Origin of the sequence: Streptomyces sp. MB09-02B, from assembly GCF_033794485.1 — a bacterium.
Taxonomy (GTDB): domain Bacteria; phylum Actinomycetota; class Actinomycetes; order Streptomycetales; family Streptomycetaceae; genus Streptomyces.
This window is the reverse complement of the sequence record NZ_JARGEE010000026.1, coordinates 23,987-40,766: the sequence shown is the minus strand read 5'-3', so window position 1 is coordinate 40,766 and position 16,780 is coordinate 23,987. Positions and strand designations below refer to the sequence as shown.

Genomic DNA, 16,780 nt, shown 5'->3' with positions numbered 1-16,780 from the left:
CCTAGGCCCCTCTCGCCCCGACACCACCCACGGCTCTCCCGACTCCGTCACCACCTACGGCTCTCCCGACCCCGTCACCACCTCCGGGCGTCCTCGCCCCGTCATCACCCCCGGGCGTCCCGCCCCGTCGCACCGAGCACCCGGATCCCTCACCGCCGCCGTTCGGCGTGCCCGGCTCCCCCCGTCACCCTCCCTCTCACGGCACACCCGTGCCAGAAGCTAAGGAACCCGCCATGCACCCCACCTCCAGACAGCGCCGTCTGACCGCCGCGGCCCTGACGGCCCTGGCCGTGGCCGTCAGCGCCACCGCATGCTCCTCCGGCTCGGGCAGCACCGGCGCCAAGGACGCGGACAGCGGCACGTACACCATCTGGGACCCGTACCCGCAGTTCGCCAAGGGCTCGGCCTGGACGAAGCTGCTGGACAAGTGCGGCACCGACGCGGGCGTGAAGATCAAGCGGACCGGCTTCGACACCAGCGACCTGCCCAACAAGACGCTGCTGGCGGCCCAGCAGGGCAACTCCCCGGACGTGCTCATCGTCGACAACCCGGTCGTCTCGACGCTCGCCGAGGCGGGCGTGCTCACCACGACCGACGACAACAAGCTCGACACCTCGGCGGTGGACCCCAACCTGCTCGCGGCCGGCCAGTCCGGCGGCAAGACCTACGGCATGCCGATCGGCGCCAACACCCTCGCCCTCTACTACAACAAGGAGGTGCTGAAGGAGGCCGGCGTGGACATCGGCTCGGTCAAGGACTGGAAGTCGCTGACGGCGGCGCTGGCGAAGGTCGAGAAGGCCGGCAAGAAGGGGATCACCTTCTCGGCGATCGGCACGGAGGAGGGCAGCTTCCAGTTCCTGCCCTGGTTCTGGGGCTCGGGCGCGCAGCTCACCGCACTCGACTCCGCCGAGAGCGTCTCCGCGCTGTCGCTGTGGAAGGGCTGGCTCGACAAGGGCTACGCCCCCAACTCGGTCATCAACAACACCCAGACCACCAGCTGGCAGGAGTTCGCCACCGGTGACTACGCCTTCAGCGAGAACGGCACCTGGCAGCTCGCCAACGCGGAGAAGGCCGGCTTCGACTACGGCGTGATACCGGTCCCGGCCGCCAAGGGCGGCAACGCGGCGGCCCCGACCGGTGGTGAGTTCGTGACCGTCCCGGTCCAGAAGGACGCCGCCCGTTACGCCACCTCGCAGAAGCTCGTCACCTGTCTCACCAGCACCGACAACCTGTACGACACCGACACCACCCTGTCCTACGTCGCGCCCACCACCGAGGTCCAGGACAAGCAGGTGGCGGCCAACGCCGAGCTGAAGCCGTGGGTCGAGGCGGTCAAGGCAGCCAAGGGCCGTACCAGCGACGACCTGGGCACCAAGTACCCCAAGATCTCCGAGCAGTTGTGGAAGGCCGTCCAGTCCGCGCTCAGCGGCGCCGAGTCGCCGAAGGACGCGCTGACCAAGGCCCAGTCGGCCGTCAAGTAACCAGGGATGCGCGGTCCGTCGATGAACGACACGAAACACGTCCCGGACCGCCGGTCCGCGTACGACCCGGGCGGGGCGGCCACCGCCGCCCCGCCCCGGGCCCCCGCGCGGGAACGGCGCCGTCCGACCTCCCCGCAGTGGGCGGCCTGGGCCTTCCTCGCCCCGGTCACCCTCTACCTCGCCCTCTTCTACGCCTATCCCCTGTACCGCAACCTCGACCTGAGCCTGCGTGACTACACCGTCCGCTCCTTCGTCCAGGGCGACGCCCCCTTCACGGGCCTGGCCAACTACCAGAAGGTCTTCGACGACCCGACCTTCGCCCCCGCCCTGCTGCACACCGTCGTCTTCACCGCCGTGTGCCTGGTCTTCCAGTACGCCATCGGCCTGGCGCTCGCGGTCTTCTTCCACCAGCACTTCCGGCTCTCCACCACCCTGCGGGCCCTGTTCCTCGTGCCCTGGCTGCTGCCGCTGATCGTGTCCGCCTCCACTTGGTCGTGGATGTTCAACAGCGACTCCGGCATCGTCAACGCCGCCCTGCACGCCGTCGGCGTCGGCCCGGTGAACTGGCTGACCTCCCCCGACTGGTCGCTGACCTCGGTGATCATCGCCAACATCTGGATCGGCGTCCCCTTCAACCTGGTCGTCCTCCACAGCGGTCTGCAGTCCGTCCCCGGATCGCTGTACGAGGCCGCGGCCCTCGACGGGGCCAACGCCTGGCAGCGCTTCTGGCGCATCACCTTCCCCCTGCTGCGCCCGGTCTCCGCCATCACCCTGCTGCTGGGCCTCGTCTACACCCTCAAGGTCTTCGACATCATCTGGATCATGACCAAAGGCGGCCCGGCGGACTCGTCCACCACCTTCGCCACCTGGTCCTACCAACTCGGCTTCGGCAACCTCCTGCCCGCCTTCGGCCCCGGCGCGGCTGTCGGCAACCTGCTCGTGGTCGCCGCCCTGGTCTTCGGCCTCGTCTACCTCCGAGTCCAGCGAAAGCAGGCGCTGTCATGAACCGAAGTGCCTCACGCGCGTGGTGGAAGACGGCCCTCGGCCTGCTGTTCACCGGGGTCATGCTGTTCCCGGTCTACTGGATGGTCAACGTCTCCCTCACCCGCGACCAGGACATGCGCAAGAGCCCACCGGACCTCTTCCCGGCCCACGCCACCCTGGCCGGCTACCGCACCGTCCTCGCCGAGCAACTGCCCTACCTCGCGACCAGCCTCGTCGTCGCCCTCGGCACCGTCGTCCTGACCGTCGCCCTGGCCGCGCCCGCCGGCTACGCCCTGGCCAAGCTGCGCCCCCGCGGCGGCGGCCTGCTGAGCTTCGTCCTGCTGGCCGCCCAGATGATCCCCGGCATCATCATGGCGATGGGCTTCTACGCCATCTACCTCCAGCTCGGCCTGCTCCAGTCCGTCCCCGGCCTGATCGTCGCCGACTCCACCCTCGCCGTCCCCTTCGCGGTGCTCATCTTCACCGCGTTCATGTCCGGCATCCCCGGCGAACTGCTCCAGGCCGCGCAGATGGACGGAGCCAGGGCCCTGCGGACCTTCTGGTCGATCGTCCTGCCGATGAGCCGCAACGCCGTCGTCACGGTCTCGCTGTTCGCCTTCCTGTGGTCCTGGTCCGACTTCGTCTTCGCCAACACCCTGGTCAACGGCGGCACCCACGAGCCGATCACCCTCGGCATCTACCACTACATCGGCAACAACAACCAGGAGTGGAACGCCATCATGGCCACCGCCGTCGTGGCCTCCCTGCCCGCCGCGGTCATCCTCGTCCTCGCCCAACGTTATGTGGCGGCCGGTGTCACCACCGGCGCAGTCAAGGACTGAGCCCCCCCGCCCCGCCACCACGACCGGCGCCCTCCCGCGCCGGCCGGTCGGCACCCCCTGCTCCAGAAACGAGTCCCGCCACATGACCGCCGCCCGATCCGGCCCCGCCTTCTCCGTCCACGACATCCCGTTCAGCGCGTACGGATCCTGGTTCGACATCTCCCCCGTGGTCGCGGAGAAGACCTACGCCGAGGACCTCCACCTCGTCTCGCACCAGAACGGCATGCACGGCGTCCTGCGCCTGGTCCCCCTGGCCCCGACGGGAGGGGAGCGGGCCGAGACCCGCGTCGAGGCGACACCGGGCCTGCTCACCTGGACCGACGGGCAGGGACACGTCGAGCTCGCCTACGAGGCCCCCGACACCGTACGCCTGCGGGGCAGCGGCCTGGACTTCGGCGTCCTCGCCGCCGCGCCGACGCTGACCCCGTTCAGCGGCACGTACTTCTACGACGACCCGGTGGCGAACGCGCACGTGTTCACCTCCTACGAGACCGGCCGCCGCTACCGCGTCACCCTCCTGTCCGGCGCCCTCGCGGAGCCGACCGGGTCTCAGGCCCTGGGCAGCGCCGACCGGGGTGTCACCGTGACCGCGCCGGCGGACGGCTGCTGGGAGATCGCGATCGAGGAACTCGACGCCGCCCGCCCGCCCTACGCGCCCTCGGCACCCTTCGACGCCGTGGTGGCCTCCGCACGGGCCGCCTTCGCGGACTTCGTCGACGCCGTCGCCCCCTGGCGTTCGGACGCCACCCCGGCCGCCGAACTGGCCGCGTACGTCGTCTGGTCGGCGACCGTGGCCGCGAAGGGCCTGGTCACCCGGCCGGGCGTGCTGATGTCCAAGCACTGGATGGACAAGGTCTGGAGCTGGGACCACTGCTTCAACGCCCTCGCCCTGGCCGAGGGTTCGCCGGAGCTGGCCCGGGACCAGTTCCACCTGCCCTTCGACCACCAGGACGAGAGCGGCGCCCTGCCGGACTCGGTCACCCACTCCGAGGTCCTCTACAACTTCGTCAAGCCGCCCATCCACGGCTGGGCCTTCGGCCATCTGCGCCGCACCCTGCCCACCCCTCCCGACCGCACCGAACTGACCCAGGTGTACGAGCGCCTGGAGCGCTGGACCGGCTTCTGGCTCACCGCCCGGCGCGCCCCCGGCGCCGACCTGCCCCACTACCAGCACGGCAACGACAGCGGCTGGGACAACGCCACCACCTTCGACGCCGAGCGGGTGGTCGTCACCGCCGACCTCGCCGCCTTCCTCGTTCTCCAGCTCCACGAACTCGTCTCCCTAGCAAGGGAGTTGGATGACCAGGACGCGGCCGAGCGGTGGACACGGACGGCCGAGGAGATCCAGACCGCACTGCTCGACCAGCTCTGGACCGGAGACAGGTTCGTCGCCCGCTCGGCCCGCACCGGGGACACCTGGAGCAGCGCCGGCCTCCTCGACCTGATGCCCATCGCGCTCGGCGAGCACCTGCCCGGCGACGTCGCCGGCACCCTCGCCGACCACATCAAGGCCCACCTGACCCCGTACGGCCTCGCCACCGAACTGCCCACGTCCCCGCACTACCTCGCCGACGGCTACTGGCGCGGCCCGATCTGGGCCCCCGCCACCGTCCTCGTCGAGGACGGCCTGCGCCGCGCCGGCCACGAACGCCTCGCGGACGACATCAGCGCCCGCTTCCGCGCCCTGTGCGAGACCCACGGGTTCGCCGAGAACTTCGACGCCCTCACCGGCACCGGCCTGCGCGACCGCGCCTACACCTGGACCGCGAGCAGCTACCTCCTCCTCGCCCGCGCCCACCACCTGCGCGAGGAGGCCCGGACCGGCGAAGCCGTCGTCTGACCCGCGAGCCAGAACCCACCCACACGTCCGGCACGGGGGCCGGCGCAGCAACAACAAGCCCCATCCCTGAAGGAACGTGAGCACATGCGAAGACTCGGGCAGAGACGCTCGGCGTCAAGACGCCTTCTCCACGGCATCACCCGGACACTGCTTCCGCTGACCGTCCTGGCCGGCCTCACCACCGCGGTCGCGGCGCCGGCCGCCGCCGCGGACCCCACCCTCACCGTCGACCTGGGCACCACCACCGGAGCCTTCCGCGGTGGCGCCTCCGGGGTGCTGTACGGCCTGTACGGCCCGGATGTGCCCACCGACAATCTCATCGAGGGGATGGGGGTGCAGACCACCAACACCAAGTACCAGGACGGACAGCAGCACCCCGGCTCTGACGCCCTGGAGATCGCCGAGCCGTTCGTGGACAGCGGCGGTGGGGACGTCTTCATCTACATGACGGACGTCTACCGGGCCAACTACGAGCGCACGAGCTACGCGGCCTACCAGGAGACGATGCGCACCCAGGTGGAGCAGGCGAAGGCCAGCCCCCACGCGAGCCACATCGTCTTCGTCCCCTACAACGAGCCCGACCTGAACTGGTTCGGCGGCATGCGCACCAACTCCACCGCGCTGAACAACTTCAACGCGGAGTGGCGCCAGACGTACAACTTCATCAAGGGCATCTGGCCCGAGGCGCGGCTGGCGGGGCCCAACACCTCCAGCTACACCTCCTCCTCCCTCAGCGGCTTCCTGACCTACTGCAAGACCAACAACTGCCTGCCCGACGTGGTCACCTGGCACACCCTGGGCAGCCCGGCGGACGTCCGCAGCACCGTCGACTCCTACCGCGCGGTGGAGACCGCCGCCGGCATCACGTCGCCGATCACCGTCAACCTCAACGAGTACGCCCACCGCTACCACCTGACCGACCCCGGTCAGATGGTGCAGTGGATCGCGGCCATCGAGGACAAGAAGATCGACGGCAACCTGCCGTACTGGAACATCAACGGCAACCTCGGTGACTCCGCCGCCGCCCAGAACACCCCCAACGCCCAGTGGTGGCTCTACAACTGGTACAGCTCCATGAGCGGCGACACCGTCAAGGTCACCAGCTCCGGGAACAACGCCGCGTACACCCTGCAGGGCCTGGCGAGCCTGGACACGGGCAGGAAGCAGGCCCGCGTCATCCTCGCCGGGGGAGGCACCAGCGGCGCCTCCGACACGGTCATCAAGAACATCGATCCCGCGGTCTTCGGCACCACCGTGCACGTCAGCGTCTTCCAGGACCGCTACAGCGGCTACCTCGGCGCGGCGGCCACCCCGACCCGGCTCTCCGACGCCGACGTGGCCGTGGGCTCCGACGGTTCGATCACCGTCCCCCTCACCCTCGACGCGATGTCCGCGTACCAGGTGATCGTCTCCCCGGGCGGCACCGGCAGCGCCACCCCCTCCGACAGCACCTGGACGGGCACGTACGAGGCCGAGAACGCCACACTCAGCGGCAGCGGCTACAACATCAACACCGAGGGCACCACCGGCAACGTCAGCAAGTTCCCCGCCTCGGGTACGAAGGACGTCGGCGGTCTGCGCACCGGCTCCACCACGGTGATCTCCTTCCCCGTCTCCGTGCCCACGACCGGCGACTACGACGTGTCGGTGTTCGGCAGCAGCTACGCCAAGGACGCCGAGGTCAAGGGCCCGACCGACGTGTACCTGCGCGTCGACGGCGGTGCCTCGAAGAGGGTCGACATCCCGGTGGGCTTCCAGTGGGTGGTGTGGGGCCACAGCGACACCACCGTGCACCTCACCGCCGGCAGCCACACCCTCACCCTGGCCACCACCGGTGACAACGGCGCGAAGACCGACGGTGACGCCATCATCGACAAGATCGACCTCCGGTACCGGGACGCCGACGTCCAGGGCACCACGCTCCACGAGGCCGAGCAGGCCACCCTCTCCGACAACGGCAGCACCACCTACACCTCCCAGGGCCAGTCCGGCGCGGGCGCGGTGAACCTCACCTCCGGCAAGTCGGCGACGTTCTGGGTCTACTCGGCGCGTGACGGCTACGCGGACCTCACGGCCCGCTTCCGCAACACCGGCCGGGCCGACCTCACCGTCAACGGCAGGACCGCCGACGACCAGACCCTCTCCGGCGCGACGCCCGACGCCTGGTCCACCTCCACCAACCGGGTGTACCTGAAGGCCGGCATCAACAAGGTCAAGGCGACCGGCGCCGCAGGCACCCTCGCCCTGGACAACCTGGCGGTCACCCCCTTCAGCGCCACCTCCGCCGTCACCACCGGCAACGTCGTCACCTACCAGGCCGAGGACGGCACCCTCACCGGCACCGCCGAGGTCTCCACCGCCTACAACCAGGCCAGCGGTGAGGTCGTCACCGGCATCTCCGACGGCACCGCCAACTCCCTCACCCTCGACGTCGACGCGCCCTCGGCCGGCACCTACGCCATGACGATGCGCTACGCCAACGCCGAGGAACTGCCCTCGAACCACTACAACCCCGACCTGTACGCCGAGCACGCCGACGTCAGCGTCAACGGCGGCGACGCCACCCGCGTCAACTTCGCCAGCACCCTGCACTGGAACCAGTTCGCCGACCACACCGCCCACGTCACCCTCAAGAAGGGTGCGAACACGGTCAGGTTCACGTCCTCACAGCTCTTCAACTGGGACGGCACCACCATCGGCAAGGTGTACTCGGGCGGCGGCAGCGACATCGGACAACCGATGCGCTCCAGCTCCGCCCCGCACCTCGACCAGGTCTCCTTCGCACCGGCGAGCCTGCACATCGGCGCCCCGGCCGCCTTCTCCTCCACGGCGGTGGCCCAGCACAGCGGGCTCTGCCTCGAGAACCCCGCCAAGTCCACCGCGGACGGCACCCAGTACCGGCAGAACACCTGTGGAAGCGGCCAGGAGCAGGTCTTCGACTTCCACCGTGTCTCCGGCTCGACCGACACCTACACCGTCGTCAACCACTCCAGCGGCAAGTGCCTGGACGTCGCGGGCATCTCGACGGCCAACGGCGCCGCCGTCCAGCAGTGGACCTGCCACGGCGGCACCAACCAGCGGTTCAGACTGGCGGCGGTGACCGCGCTCGGCAACAGCCACGACTACCAGCTAGTCGCGGTCCACAGCGGCAAGTGCGTAGACGTCAGCACCATCTCGACCGCACCCGGCGCCCTCGTCCACCAGTGGCCGTGCGATGCGGCGAGCGCCCTGACCACCAAGAGGAACCAGATCTGGAGGCTCACCGGCAGGGACTGAGCGACATCCCAGCACACCCGAAGTGCCGCCGCACCCGTCTCGGACGGGGTGCGGCGGCACCCGCACCTCGGATGTCCCGGAACAGACCAGTGAACGCGGTGCCGTTCCGCGATGAGCCGCTGATGTGGCCGGGGCGCAGCCGCGCCACCGCCCCGGTCGTGAACGCCAGCTGACCTGTGCGTATGACCTCTCCCCGCCGGGTTGCACGGCCCTGTCGTCCACGCTGGTCGTTCAGGCTGCCGGGACTTGAACAAAGCGCCCCGTCACGTGCAGGTCGGCCTCTATGCGAGCGGCCGTGGCGCGCAGTTCCGGCAAGACGTTCTCGACGCACTCCGCAGCCGAGCGGCGGCTGCTGTGCATATTGACGTTGATCGCCGCGACGAGGCAGCCGTTGCGGTCACGTACCGGAACGGCGATCGAGCGAAGGCCTGCTTCCAGTTCTTCGTCGACCAGGGCGTAGCCCTCCTCGCGCACCCGGTCGAGGATCACCGTCAGGTCGGTGGGCCGGGTGACTGTGCGGGGGGTCAGTGCCCCCATCCGTGCCTTGGACAGCCGAGCGGAACGCTCGGCTGCCGGGAGATCGGCCAGCAGGACCCGGCCCGTGGAGGTCGCGTAGGCGGGCACGCGTGAGCCCACGGAGATGTCGACGCCCATGATGCGGCCTGCGGCGACCGAGACCGCGCACTGCACGTCGCTGCCGGTGAGTACGGACAAGGACGTCGAGTCCTGCACCCGTCGGGTGAGTTCGGCGAGGTGGGGGTGCGCGATACGGGCGAGCGTCGTCTTGGACAGCGGTGGGAAACCCAGGGCGAGAACCCGTGAAGTGAGCTGGAAGGCCCGGCCGCGCCCCCTGACATGGCCGAGATGCTCCAGGGTTATCAGGGCGCGGCGAGCCGTCGCGCGAGGCAGGCCGGTGCGTTGGGCGACCTCGGAGAGTGTCAGCTCCGCACGGCCCTCACCGAATGCGGTGACGACGGTCAGACCGCGGGCCAGGGACGCGATGAACTCCCCGCCCAGTTCTTGTTTCGAGGCGCTCGTCCATGTGGCAAGGCCCGAGGGGGCGCTCGGCGGTTCGGGAGGCGGGGCGTCGGCCAGCTCTCGCTCCATGGTGGCCGACGCGGTACGGAGTCTGGGCAGAAGGCACGCGCGCAAGGAGTCCGCACTGTGCCTGCTGGTATGGCTCACGACACTCGCCACACAGGCGATCCGGCCGTCCGGGGCGCGAACCGGAACGGATGCCGCGACGAGACCCGGCTCGATCAACTGGTCGTCCAGTGCCCAGCCCTGCGCCCGCACCTCTTCCACTCTGCGTTCGAAATCCTCGGCGGCGGGGCTGTGCGTTCGAGGGGGGATCGCCGGGAAGCCGAGGACCTCGGGGTCGGTCATCTGACGTTCTCGCCACCGTGCCCAGTCCTGCGCGCTCCATTCGGTTGCCAGCAGCGGGCCGGGGGCGGTGCGTTCGGCGGGCAGCAGGTCGCCGATGCGGAAGCTCAGTGACAGAACGCGGCGGCGGATCGCCTGATGGATGAAGCGGATGCCGTCACCGTCCGGCACTGCGAGGGACACCGACTCGTCGAGTTCGTCGGCGAGGCGTTCGGCGTGCACGCTCAGCAGGTCGGGGAGGCGCAGGGCGGCCAGGTAGGCGTTGCCCAACTCCATCAGGCGGGGGGCGAGGACGGCGTTGCTGCCGTCCAGGCGCACGTACCCCATGCGCGCGAGTGTTCCGGTGACCCGGTCGATGGTGGAGCGGGCCAGTCCGGTGACCCGTCCCAGGTCGCTGAGGCCGACCGTCCCTCCGAGGTCGGTGAGCCCGTGCAGCACGGCGATACCGCGCATGAGGGGGGTCACTGCCTCCTCCGGCGGCGCGAGCGCCGAAACCGGGTCGGCGGACGGCACGGTGTGGGTCGATGTCATGGGCTCTCCGCGGCGGCTGTCTCGTCACTTGGGTGAATGATGCCTGGCGGGTGCAGGGGTTCCGGCACGCCGTCGCGGCAACGGCGAGACCCGGAACGTTGCGGGATCGGTGCCTTCCGTGTGCTCGGTGGTGAGCGCGGCTCTGGAGGTGTTGGTGCGGGACTCCGGCCTCCGTACCGGGCGGGGTGCTAGGACTCCGTGTGCTGCAGGAGGAGGCCGGGACTGCTGTCGTCCGGCGGCGCCTCCGTATCGCCGTCGTGGTGTTTGGCCCGTTGGATCTGCTCGTAGACGTGGGCGCGCAGTTCGGCGAAGCGGGTGCTGGAGCGGGTGTGCAACTGGTCGCGCTCGTCGGGGAGGTCGATGGTGAGGTCCTCCTGGACGACGGTCGGGGACTTGGACAGGATGAGGGTGCGCTGGCCGAGGTAGACCGCCTCGTCGATGTCGTGGGTGACGAACAGGACGGTGACGCCGAGCTCGCGCCACAACCGGCGGATGAGGTCCTCCAGTTCGGCGCGGGTCTGCGCGTCGACGGCCGCGAAGGGCTCGTCCATGAGCAGCACCTTCGGCTCGTACGCGACCGCGCGGGCGATCGCGACGCGCTGCTGCATGCCTCCGGAGAGCTGCCAGGGGTACGCCTCGTGGGCGTCGGCGAGTCCGACCACCTCCAGGGCGTGGTCCACCAACTCCCGCTCGCGCGCCTTGCCGAGCTTCTTGCGGCGCAGGGGCAGGGCGACGTTGTCGCGCACGTTCATCCAGGCGAACAGCGAGCGGCCGTACTCCTGGAGGACGACCGCCATGCCGGGCGGGGGCCCGGCGACCGGACGGCCGTCGAGGCTCACCTCGCCGGCGGTGGGGGTGAGCAGCCCGGCCATGCATTTGAGCAGCGTGGTCTTGCCGCATCCCGACGGGCCCACCATGCACACCAGTTCGCCGGCACCGATATGGAAGGTCAGGTTGCGCAGTGCTTCGACCTTGCGGTTTCGTCCGGTGTAGATCTTTTGCAGGTTGCGTACGTCAAGCATCGACGTCTCCTTGTCAGGGGTTGCGCTGGGCGCGGCGCAGGCCGTGGTACCAGGCCAGGAACCGGCTCTCCGCGAATCGGAAGAGCAGCGACATGGCGAGTCCGAGCAGGCCGAGCAGCAGTACGCCGCTCCACATCTCGGGGATCGCGAACGAGCGCTGGAACTGCACGATGGTGAAGCCGAGCCCGTTGCTCGCGGCGAACATCTCGCTGATGACCATGAGGATGATCCCGATCGACAGGGACTGCCGCATGCCCGTGACGATCTGCGGGCTGGCCGAGCGGAGCACCAGATGCCACAGCCGGGAAGGGCCGGTGATGCCGTAGGACCGGCAGGTGTCACTCAGCACCTCGTCGACCGCGCGGACCCCCTCGACCGTGTTGAGCAGGATCGGCCATATGCAGCCGCTGACGATGACGAGCACCTTCATGGTGTCGCCGATGCCCGCGAACAGCATGATCACCGGGACGAGCACGGGCGGCGGAATGGCCCGGAAGAGTTCCAGGACCGGCTCCAGGACGTCCCGTACGACACGGCTCATACCGACCAGCAGGCCCAGCCCGACGCCGATGACGACGGCGAGGAGGTAGCCCGCGGTGAGCCGGACCAGACTGGGCAGGACGTCGGACACCAGCCGTTCGCCCGCCCAGACCTCCCCGAACTTCTGCAGGATGGTGGACAGCGGCGGGAGGTAGAAGTCGGTGCTGTCGGCGGTGGCGAACCACCACACGGCGAACAGGACCGCGGGCAGACCCGCGATCAGCGAGGCCCGGCGGGCCGCGGTGAGGACCGTCGTGTGAGTCATCGGGCTATCCCTCCCTGCGCAGAGACTGATGCCAGTGCAGCGTTCGCCGCTCGACCGCCCGCGCCACCAGGTTGACGGCGACGCCGAGCAGCCCGGTGACCAGCACCAGCGCGTAGACCTGCGGCACGGCTCCGGAGGTCTGCGCGACGGCGATCTCGTGGCCCAGACCGGGTGAGCCGATGACGAGTTCCGCGGTGATCGCGAGGACCAGGGCCACGGTGGACGCCAAGCGGACGCCGGTCATGACGTACGGCAGCGCGGTGGGCCACAGGACGTACCGCACCCGCCCCCACCTGCCCAGTTGATAGCTGCGGGCGGTGTCGTCCGCGACCGGGTCGACGTCCTGCGTACCGGCCAGCACCTGGACGAGCACCTGCCAGAACGAGGCGTACACCACCAGGAGCAGCGTCGATCGAAGATCGGTGCCGTAGAGCAGTACCGCCACCGGGATCAGGGCCACGGACGGGATCGGCCGCAGGAACTCGATGGTGGAGGCGGTAACCGCACGCAGCACGGGAACGGAGCCGATGACGATTCCGGCCGCCACCCCCGCCACGACGGCGATGACGAGGCCCAGACTCCAACCGGTGAGGGTGTCACCGAGCGCGGTCCAGAACGTGTCCTCGGCCAGCAGGTGCCACAGGGCCTCGGCCATGTCCGAAGCGGGCGGGAGGTAGTCGGCGGAGACCAGTCCGGTGTGCGGCAGCACTTCCAGTACCACCACCAGACCGGCCAGTCCGGCCAGCCCGCGCAGCGGAGCGGTGGCGCCGCCCAGGCCGCGCGGGGCGCGGGCACCGCCGGGATCGGTGTCGGTCCCGGCGGGCGTCGTCTTCACAGAGGCGATTCCCGACGGTGTCATGAGAACAGCGCGTCCAGGTCCGGCTTCTTGTCGCCGAAGATGCCGTCCTCCTCGCCGAGCGCGGCCAGCTTCTCCAGGGAGGCCATGTCGACCGTTGCCGGCCAGCTGGGCAGCGTCAGCTTCTTCAGCACCTCACCGTCGATCTTGGTGTAGGTGGTGAGGATCTGGCGTGCCTCGTCAGGATGCTCGGAGGCGTACTTCAGCGACTCGGTCATCGCTTCGGTGAACTTCTTCACCAGGTCCGGGTTCTCCTTCGTCAGCTTCGTGGCGGCGAAGTAGGTCGCGGCGGTGAGCTTCGGGTCGGTATCGGCGAACGGAGAGGCCACCACACGGGCGCCCTGGCCCTTGGCGATGGTCAGCGCGGGCTCACCCATCCAGGCGGCGTCCACCTGCCCGCCGTCGAGTGCGGCGGGCATCTGGTCGAAGGGCATCTCCAGGAACTTGACCTTGGAGGGGTCGCCGCCGGCCTTGCGTACCGACTCACGGACCGTGGTGTCCCCGATGTTCTGCAGGGTGTTCACCGCCACCGTCCTGCCCGCGAGGTCCTTGGCCGACTTGATCGGGCTGTCCTTCTTGACGGCGACGCCGGTGACGTCGGCACCGACCTTGCCGTTGGTGGCCACCCCGTTGACCACGGACTTGATCGGCACACCCTTCGTCTGGGCGATCATCAGTGAAGTGACGTTGCTGAAGCCGAACTGGAACTGACCGCTGACGACGCCGGGGACGATCGCGGCGCCGCCCTGGGCGAGTTCCATCTTCAGATCGATTCCACGCTCGGCGAAGAATCCCTTTTTCTGCCCCAGATACAGCGGTGCCACATCGACGATGGGGATGATCCCCACCGTGACCTTCGTGGTCTTGCTCCCACCCGAGGCCGGCGAACCGCCGCTCCCGGTCGAAGAGGATCCACATCCGGCAGCGGTCGCGACCGTCACCGCCGCCGCAACAAGCCCAAGAATGCGCCTTCGCATAAGGGCCCCTCCTGACGAGATATGTGCGTCACGCGCACAAAATTTCATGTGCCGAACAAGCAAGCCGGACGTTATGGCTCTGTCCTTGGCGGGGTCAATAGGTAGCGCGCGGCCAGTTTCCGCGGCCGTGATCCCGTCTCTGCGGTCCTGTCTCTCCTCCTCGGCCGGGGCTGGTGGCCGTCCGTGTCGGCTGACCTGCCGGTGTGACGAATCGTCAAGACGCGGCCTGCGCTCGGGTCGGTCTCAGTGACGGTCCCGCCCGGCTCGAACGAACTCGACCGAGGGGCAGGAGCCCCGGAAATCTCCGCTCGCGGCCGTTTCCTCAGGCGGCCGCCGACAGTCCGCCCGTGCGCGGGATCGAGTCGGGCGACCGAACGGAAAGCGGGTCGGTCCCATTGACACCGACCCACCACCACCCGAGACTCATGACCACCTTACAGCGAAGCATGCTTCACCAGGCGAACAGAGCTTTGCTCTGTGCGGAGTCGTGGGCGCTCTGTGGGGAGTCGTGGGCGCTGTCGCGATCGCCCTCGTGCCGCTCGCCGCTCGGGTCGGCGTGGGGACTCCGGGCAACCGACGTTCTGCCTCTCCCCGAACTCACCCCCCGCTCGCCTCCCCACAGTCCCGCACCCGCATCGAAGAGGAGTCGGCACCATGCTTCTGCGCACACGGCTGCACGAACGACAAGCGACCTCGGGGCGCGTTCCGCGGGCGATGGCGGCCGCCGCCGCGGCCGTGGCCGTGGCTCTGTGCACGACCGCCGGGGCCCCCGCCCCCGCGCGAGCGCATACGAGTGTGGAGATCACCAAGGACGTCGCCTACGCCCCCGCCCAGCCACCCGGAACCCAGGGCCATCTACTGGACCTGTACGTTCCCAGGTCGCAGCGGCCGGTCCCGCTGGTGATCTTCTCCAGCGGCTCGGGCTGGCTGGCCGACAGCGGCCGCACGGGCGCCGACGAGGTCGCCCGGCAGCTCAACCCGCGCGGTTTCGCGGTTGCGGGCGTGGCAATCCGCTCCAGCTCGCAGGCGCAGTTCCCAGCTCAGCTGCACGACATCAAGGGCGCCATCCGCTGGCTGCGCGCGAACGCGAGGACCTACAACCTCGACCCCGACCGATTCGCCATCATGGGTGACTCCTCCGGCGGCTGGACCACGGCGATGGCCGCCGTCACCGGGAACATCCCGGCACTCGAAGGCGACGTCGGCGTACGCGGACCCTCCAGCGCGGTCCAGGCAGCCGTGCCGTTCTACCCGCCGACGGACTTCCTGCAGATGGACGCCCACATGCCGGACGACTGCAAGGTGTTCAACTCGGTGTTCGGGCTGGCGGAATGCCACTCCGACCCGCGCTCACCCGAGTCGCTGATGCTCGGATGCACCATCACGGACTGTCCCGACAAGGTCGCCGCCGCGAACCCCCTCACCTACATCGGCGACCGGCGCACCCCGCCCTTCCTGATCTTCCACGGCGAACAGGACCCCTTCGTGCCGTATCACCAGGGCCGCTCGCTCTACGACAAGCTGGCCTCCGCGGGTGACGAGGCTCGCCTGATCTCCTTCCCGCAAGCCGGACACGGCCCCTTGCAGGACATGCTCACCGACGACGAAACCCGTCAGGGTGCCTACGCGGAGTCCGCACACCACGGGCGCACCACGCCTCCCCACCCCGTGACCCCGACGTGGAAGACGGTCACCTCCTTCCTCGAACAGAGGCTCCGCCCCATCGCCCACTGAAACCGAGTGTTCACGCATTGTGTGATGCCGCTTCGGTATCGGTCCTCTCGCCGGCGCGGGGCGAAACCACCGGCCTGCTCGGGTGTTCCCGCGGTTCCAGGTCCTCAAGCGCGGCCAGCACCTGCGCGAGGGCGGGATTGCGCGATTGCCGCGGCCACAGCAGATGCAGCTCCACCGGTCGGGGCACATGCGTGGCCAGCGGGACGAACGCGACATGGGGAATGCGGAGCAAGGCGGCGGAGGCGGGCACGAAGGCGACACCCCGCCCGGCGGAGACCAGCCACAGCATCGTGAGGATCTGGCTCACGCTGTGCACCACCCGTTCCTGGGTCAGCGGGACCATGCTGACCATCAGGTCGTAGAAGTACCGCGCCTTGCGCTGCGAGTGGAAGATCAGCGGTTCGCCGGCCAGGTCGTCGGCGCGAGCGGGCCGGTCCAGGCCGGCCAGCCGGTGCCCGTCGAACACCGCGAGCAGCAGCGCCTCCTGCTGGATCAGGCGCGAGTCGAAGAGTTCGGAGTCGAACGGCGGACGGGCGAGCCCGAGGTCGATGTCCTCGCCGGCGAGGGCGTCGATCTGCTCGCGCGTCACCATCTCGAACAGCTCGATGCGGACCTCCGGCAGGCTCTGCTCCAGCCGGTTGAGGATGCGGCCGAGCGTGCCGAAGGTCGACGCGGCGGTGAAGCCGAGCCGCACCACGCCACGGGAACCCGAGTGGATGCGGCGGGCCAGGTCCGGGGCGGCCTCGGCGATCGCCAGGATGCGCCTGGCCTCGACCAGGAACGCCGCACCGGCCGGCGTGAGAGCCACACGCTGCTTGTCCCGCTCGAGGAGCTGTACGTCGACGGCCGCTTCGAGCTTCTGGATCTGACGGCTCAGCGGCGGCTGGGTCATGCGCAGTCGTACCGCTGCCCGGCCGAAGTGAAGTTCCTCGGCAACGGCGACGAATCCCCGTAATTGCCCCAAGGTATACGTCATGCAAGAAAGGTATCACCCCATGCGTTAACGGAGTTGGACAGGCATGACGGGCGGTCATAGGCTGCGCGACACC

12 protein-coding genes are annotated in these 16,780 nt (G+C 69.4%); 6 read left to right on the top strand and 6 right to left on the bottom strand.

The window, feature by feature from the left end:
• Nucleotides 1-233: 233 nt before the first annotated feature.
• From P1P70_RS06485 to P1P70_RS06465, 5 genes are all read left to right on the top strand, one after another.
• Nucleotides 234-1,481 (top strand): sugar ABC transporter substrate-binding protein, encoded by a 1,248-nt coding sequence (locus P1P70_RS06485; protein WP_319235330.1) that lies wholly within the window; start codon nucleotides 234-236, stop codon nucleotides 1,479-1,481.
• Between the two features lie 21 nt (nucleotides 1,482-1,502).
• The gene (locus tag P1P70_RS06480) at nucleotides 1,503-2,486 is read left to right on the top strand and encodes a sugar ABC transporter permease (protein ID WP_319235328.1); all 984 of its coding nucleotides are present in this window, start codon (nucleotides 1,503-1,505) and stop codon (nucleotides 2,484-2,486) included.
• The gene (locus P1P70_RS06475) at nucleotides 2,483-3,307 is read left to right on the top strand and encodes a carbohydrate ABC transporter permease (RefSeq protein ID WP_319235326.1); all 825 of its coding nucleotides are present in this window, start codon (nucleotides 2,483-2,485) and stop codon (nucleotides 3,305-3,307) included. The genes P1P70_RS06480 and P1P70_RS06475 overlap by 4 nt, the downstream gene beginning before the upstream one ends.
• An 82-nt stretch (nucleotides 3,308-3,389) precedes the next feature.
• Complete coding sequence (locus P1P70_RS06470; RefSeq protein WP_319235324.1) at nucleotides 3,390-5,147, top strand: amylo-alpha-1,6-glucosidase; 1,758 nt, start codon at nucleotides 3,390-3,392, stop codon at nucleotides 5,145-5,147.
• An 84-nt stretch (nucleotides 5,148-5,231) separates the two neighbouring features.
• Nucleotides 5,232-8,423: an RICIN domain-containing protein gene (locus P1P70_RS06465; RefSeq protein WP_319235323.1), complete on the top strand. Its 3,192-nt coding sequence runs from the start codon at nucleotides 5,232-5,234 to the stop codon at nucleotides 8,421-8,423.
• A gap of 231 nt (nucleotides 8,424-8,654) precedes the next feature.
• Here P1P70_RS06465 and P1P70_RS06460 read toward each other — a convergent pair whose 3' ends face one another.
• The 5 genes from P1P70_RS06460 to P1P70_RS06440 form a co-directional block, all read right to left on the bottom strand.
• Entirely contained in the window at nucleotides 8,655-10,337 is a 1,683-nt protein-coding gene (locus P1P70_RS06460) for an IclR family transcriptional regulator C-terminal domain-containing protein (RefSeq protein ID WP_319235321.1), read from the bottom strand.
• A 188-nt stretch (nucleotides 10,338-10,525) separates the two neighbouring features.
• Nucleotides 10,526-11,359, bottom strand: a complete 834-nt coding sequence (locus P1P70_RS06455; protein WP_319235320.1) for an ABC transporter ATP-binding protein — start codon at nucleotides 11,357-11,359, stop codon at nucleotides 10,526-10,528.
• Between the two features lie 13 nt (nucleotides 11,360-11,372).
• Nucleotides 11,373-12,164 (bottom strand): ABC transporter permease, encoded by a 792-nt coding sequence (locus P1P70_RS06450; RefSeq protein ID WP_319235318.1) that lies wholly within the window; start codon nucleotides 12,162-12,164, stop codon nucleotides 11,373-11,375.
• 4 nt (nucleotides 12,165-12,168) lie between these two features.
• A complete protein-coding gene (locus P1P70_RS06445; RefSeq protein WP_319235332.1) occupies nucleotides 12,169-12,939 on the bottom strand; it encodes an ABC transporter permease in 771 nt (256 codons plus the stop codon).
• Nucleotides 12,940-13,019: 80 nt separating this feature from the next.
• Nucleotides 13,020-13,997: an ABC transporter substrate-binding protein gene (locus P1P70_RS06440; RefSeq protein WP_319235316.1), complete on the bottom strand. Its 978-nt coding sequence runs from the start codon at nucleotides 13,995-13,997 to the stop codon at nucleotides 13,020-13,022.
• Between the two features lie 654 nt (nucleotides 13,998-14,651).
• Here P1P70_RS06440 and P1P70_RS06435 point away from each other — a divergent pair.
• On the top strand, nucleotides 14,652-15,731 hold the full coding sequence (locus tag P1P70_RS06435) for an alpha/beta hydrolase (RefSeq protein WP_319235314.1): 1,080 nt from the start codon (nucleotides 14,652-14,654) through the stop codon (nucleotides 15,729-15,731).
• Between the two features lie 10 nt (nucleotides 15,732-15,741).
• Here the strand turns inward: P1P70_RS06435 and P1P70_RS06430 are convergent, their stop codons facing one another.
• On the bottom strand, nucleotides 15,742-16,707 hold the full coding sequence (locus P1P70_RS06430; protein ID WP_319235312.1) for a LysR family transcriptional regulator: 966 nt from the start codon (nucleotides 16,705-16,707) through the stop codon (nucleotides 15,742-15,744).
• Between the last annotated feature and the right edge of the window lie 73 nt (nucleotides 16,708-16,780).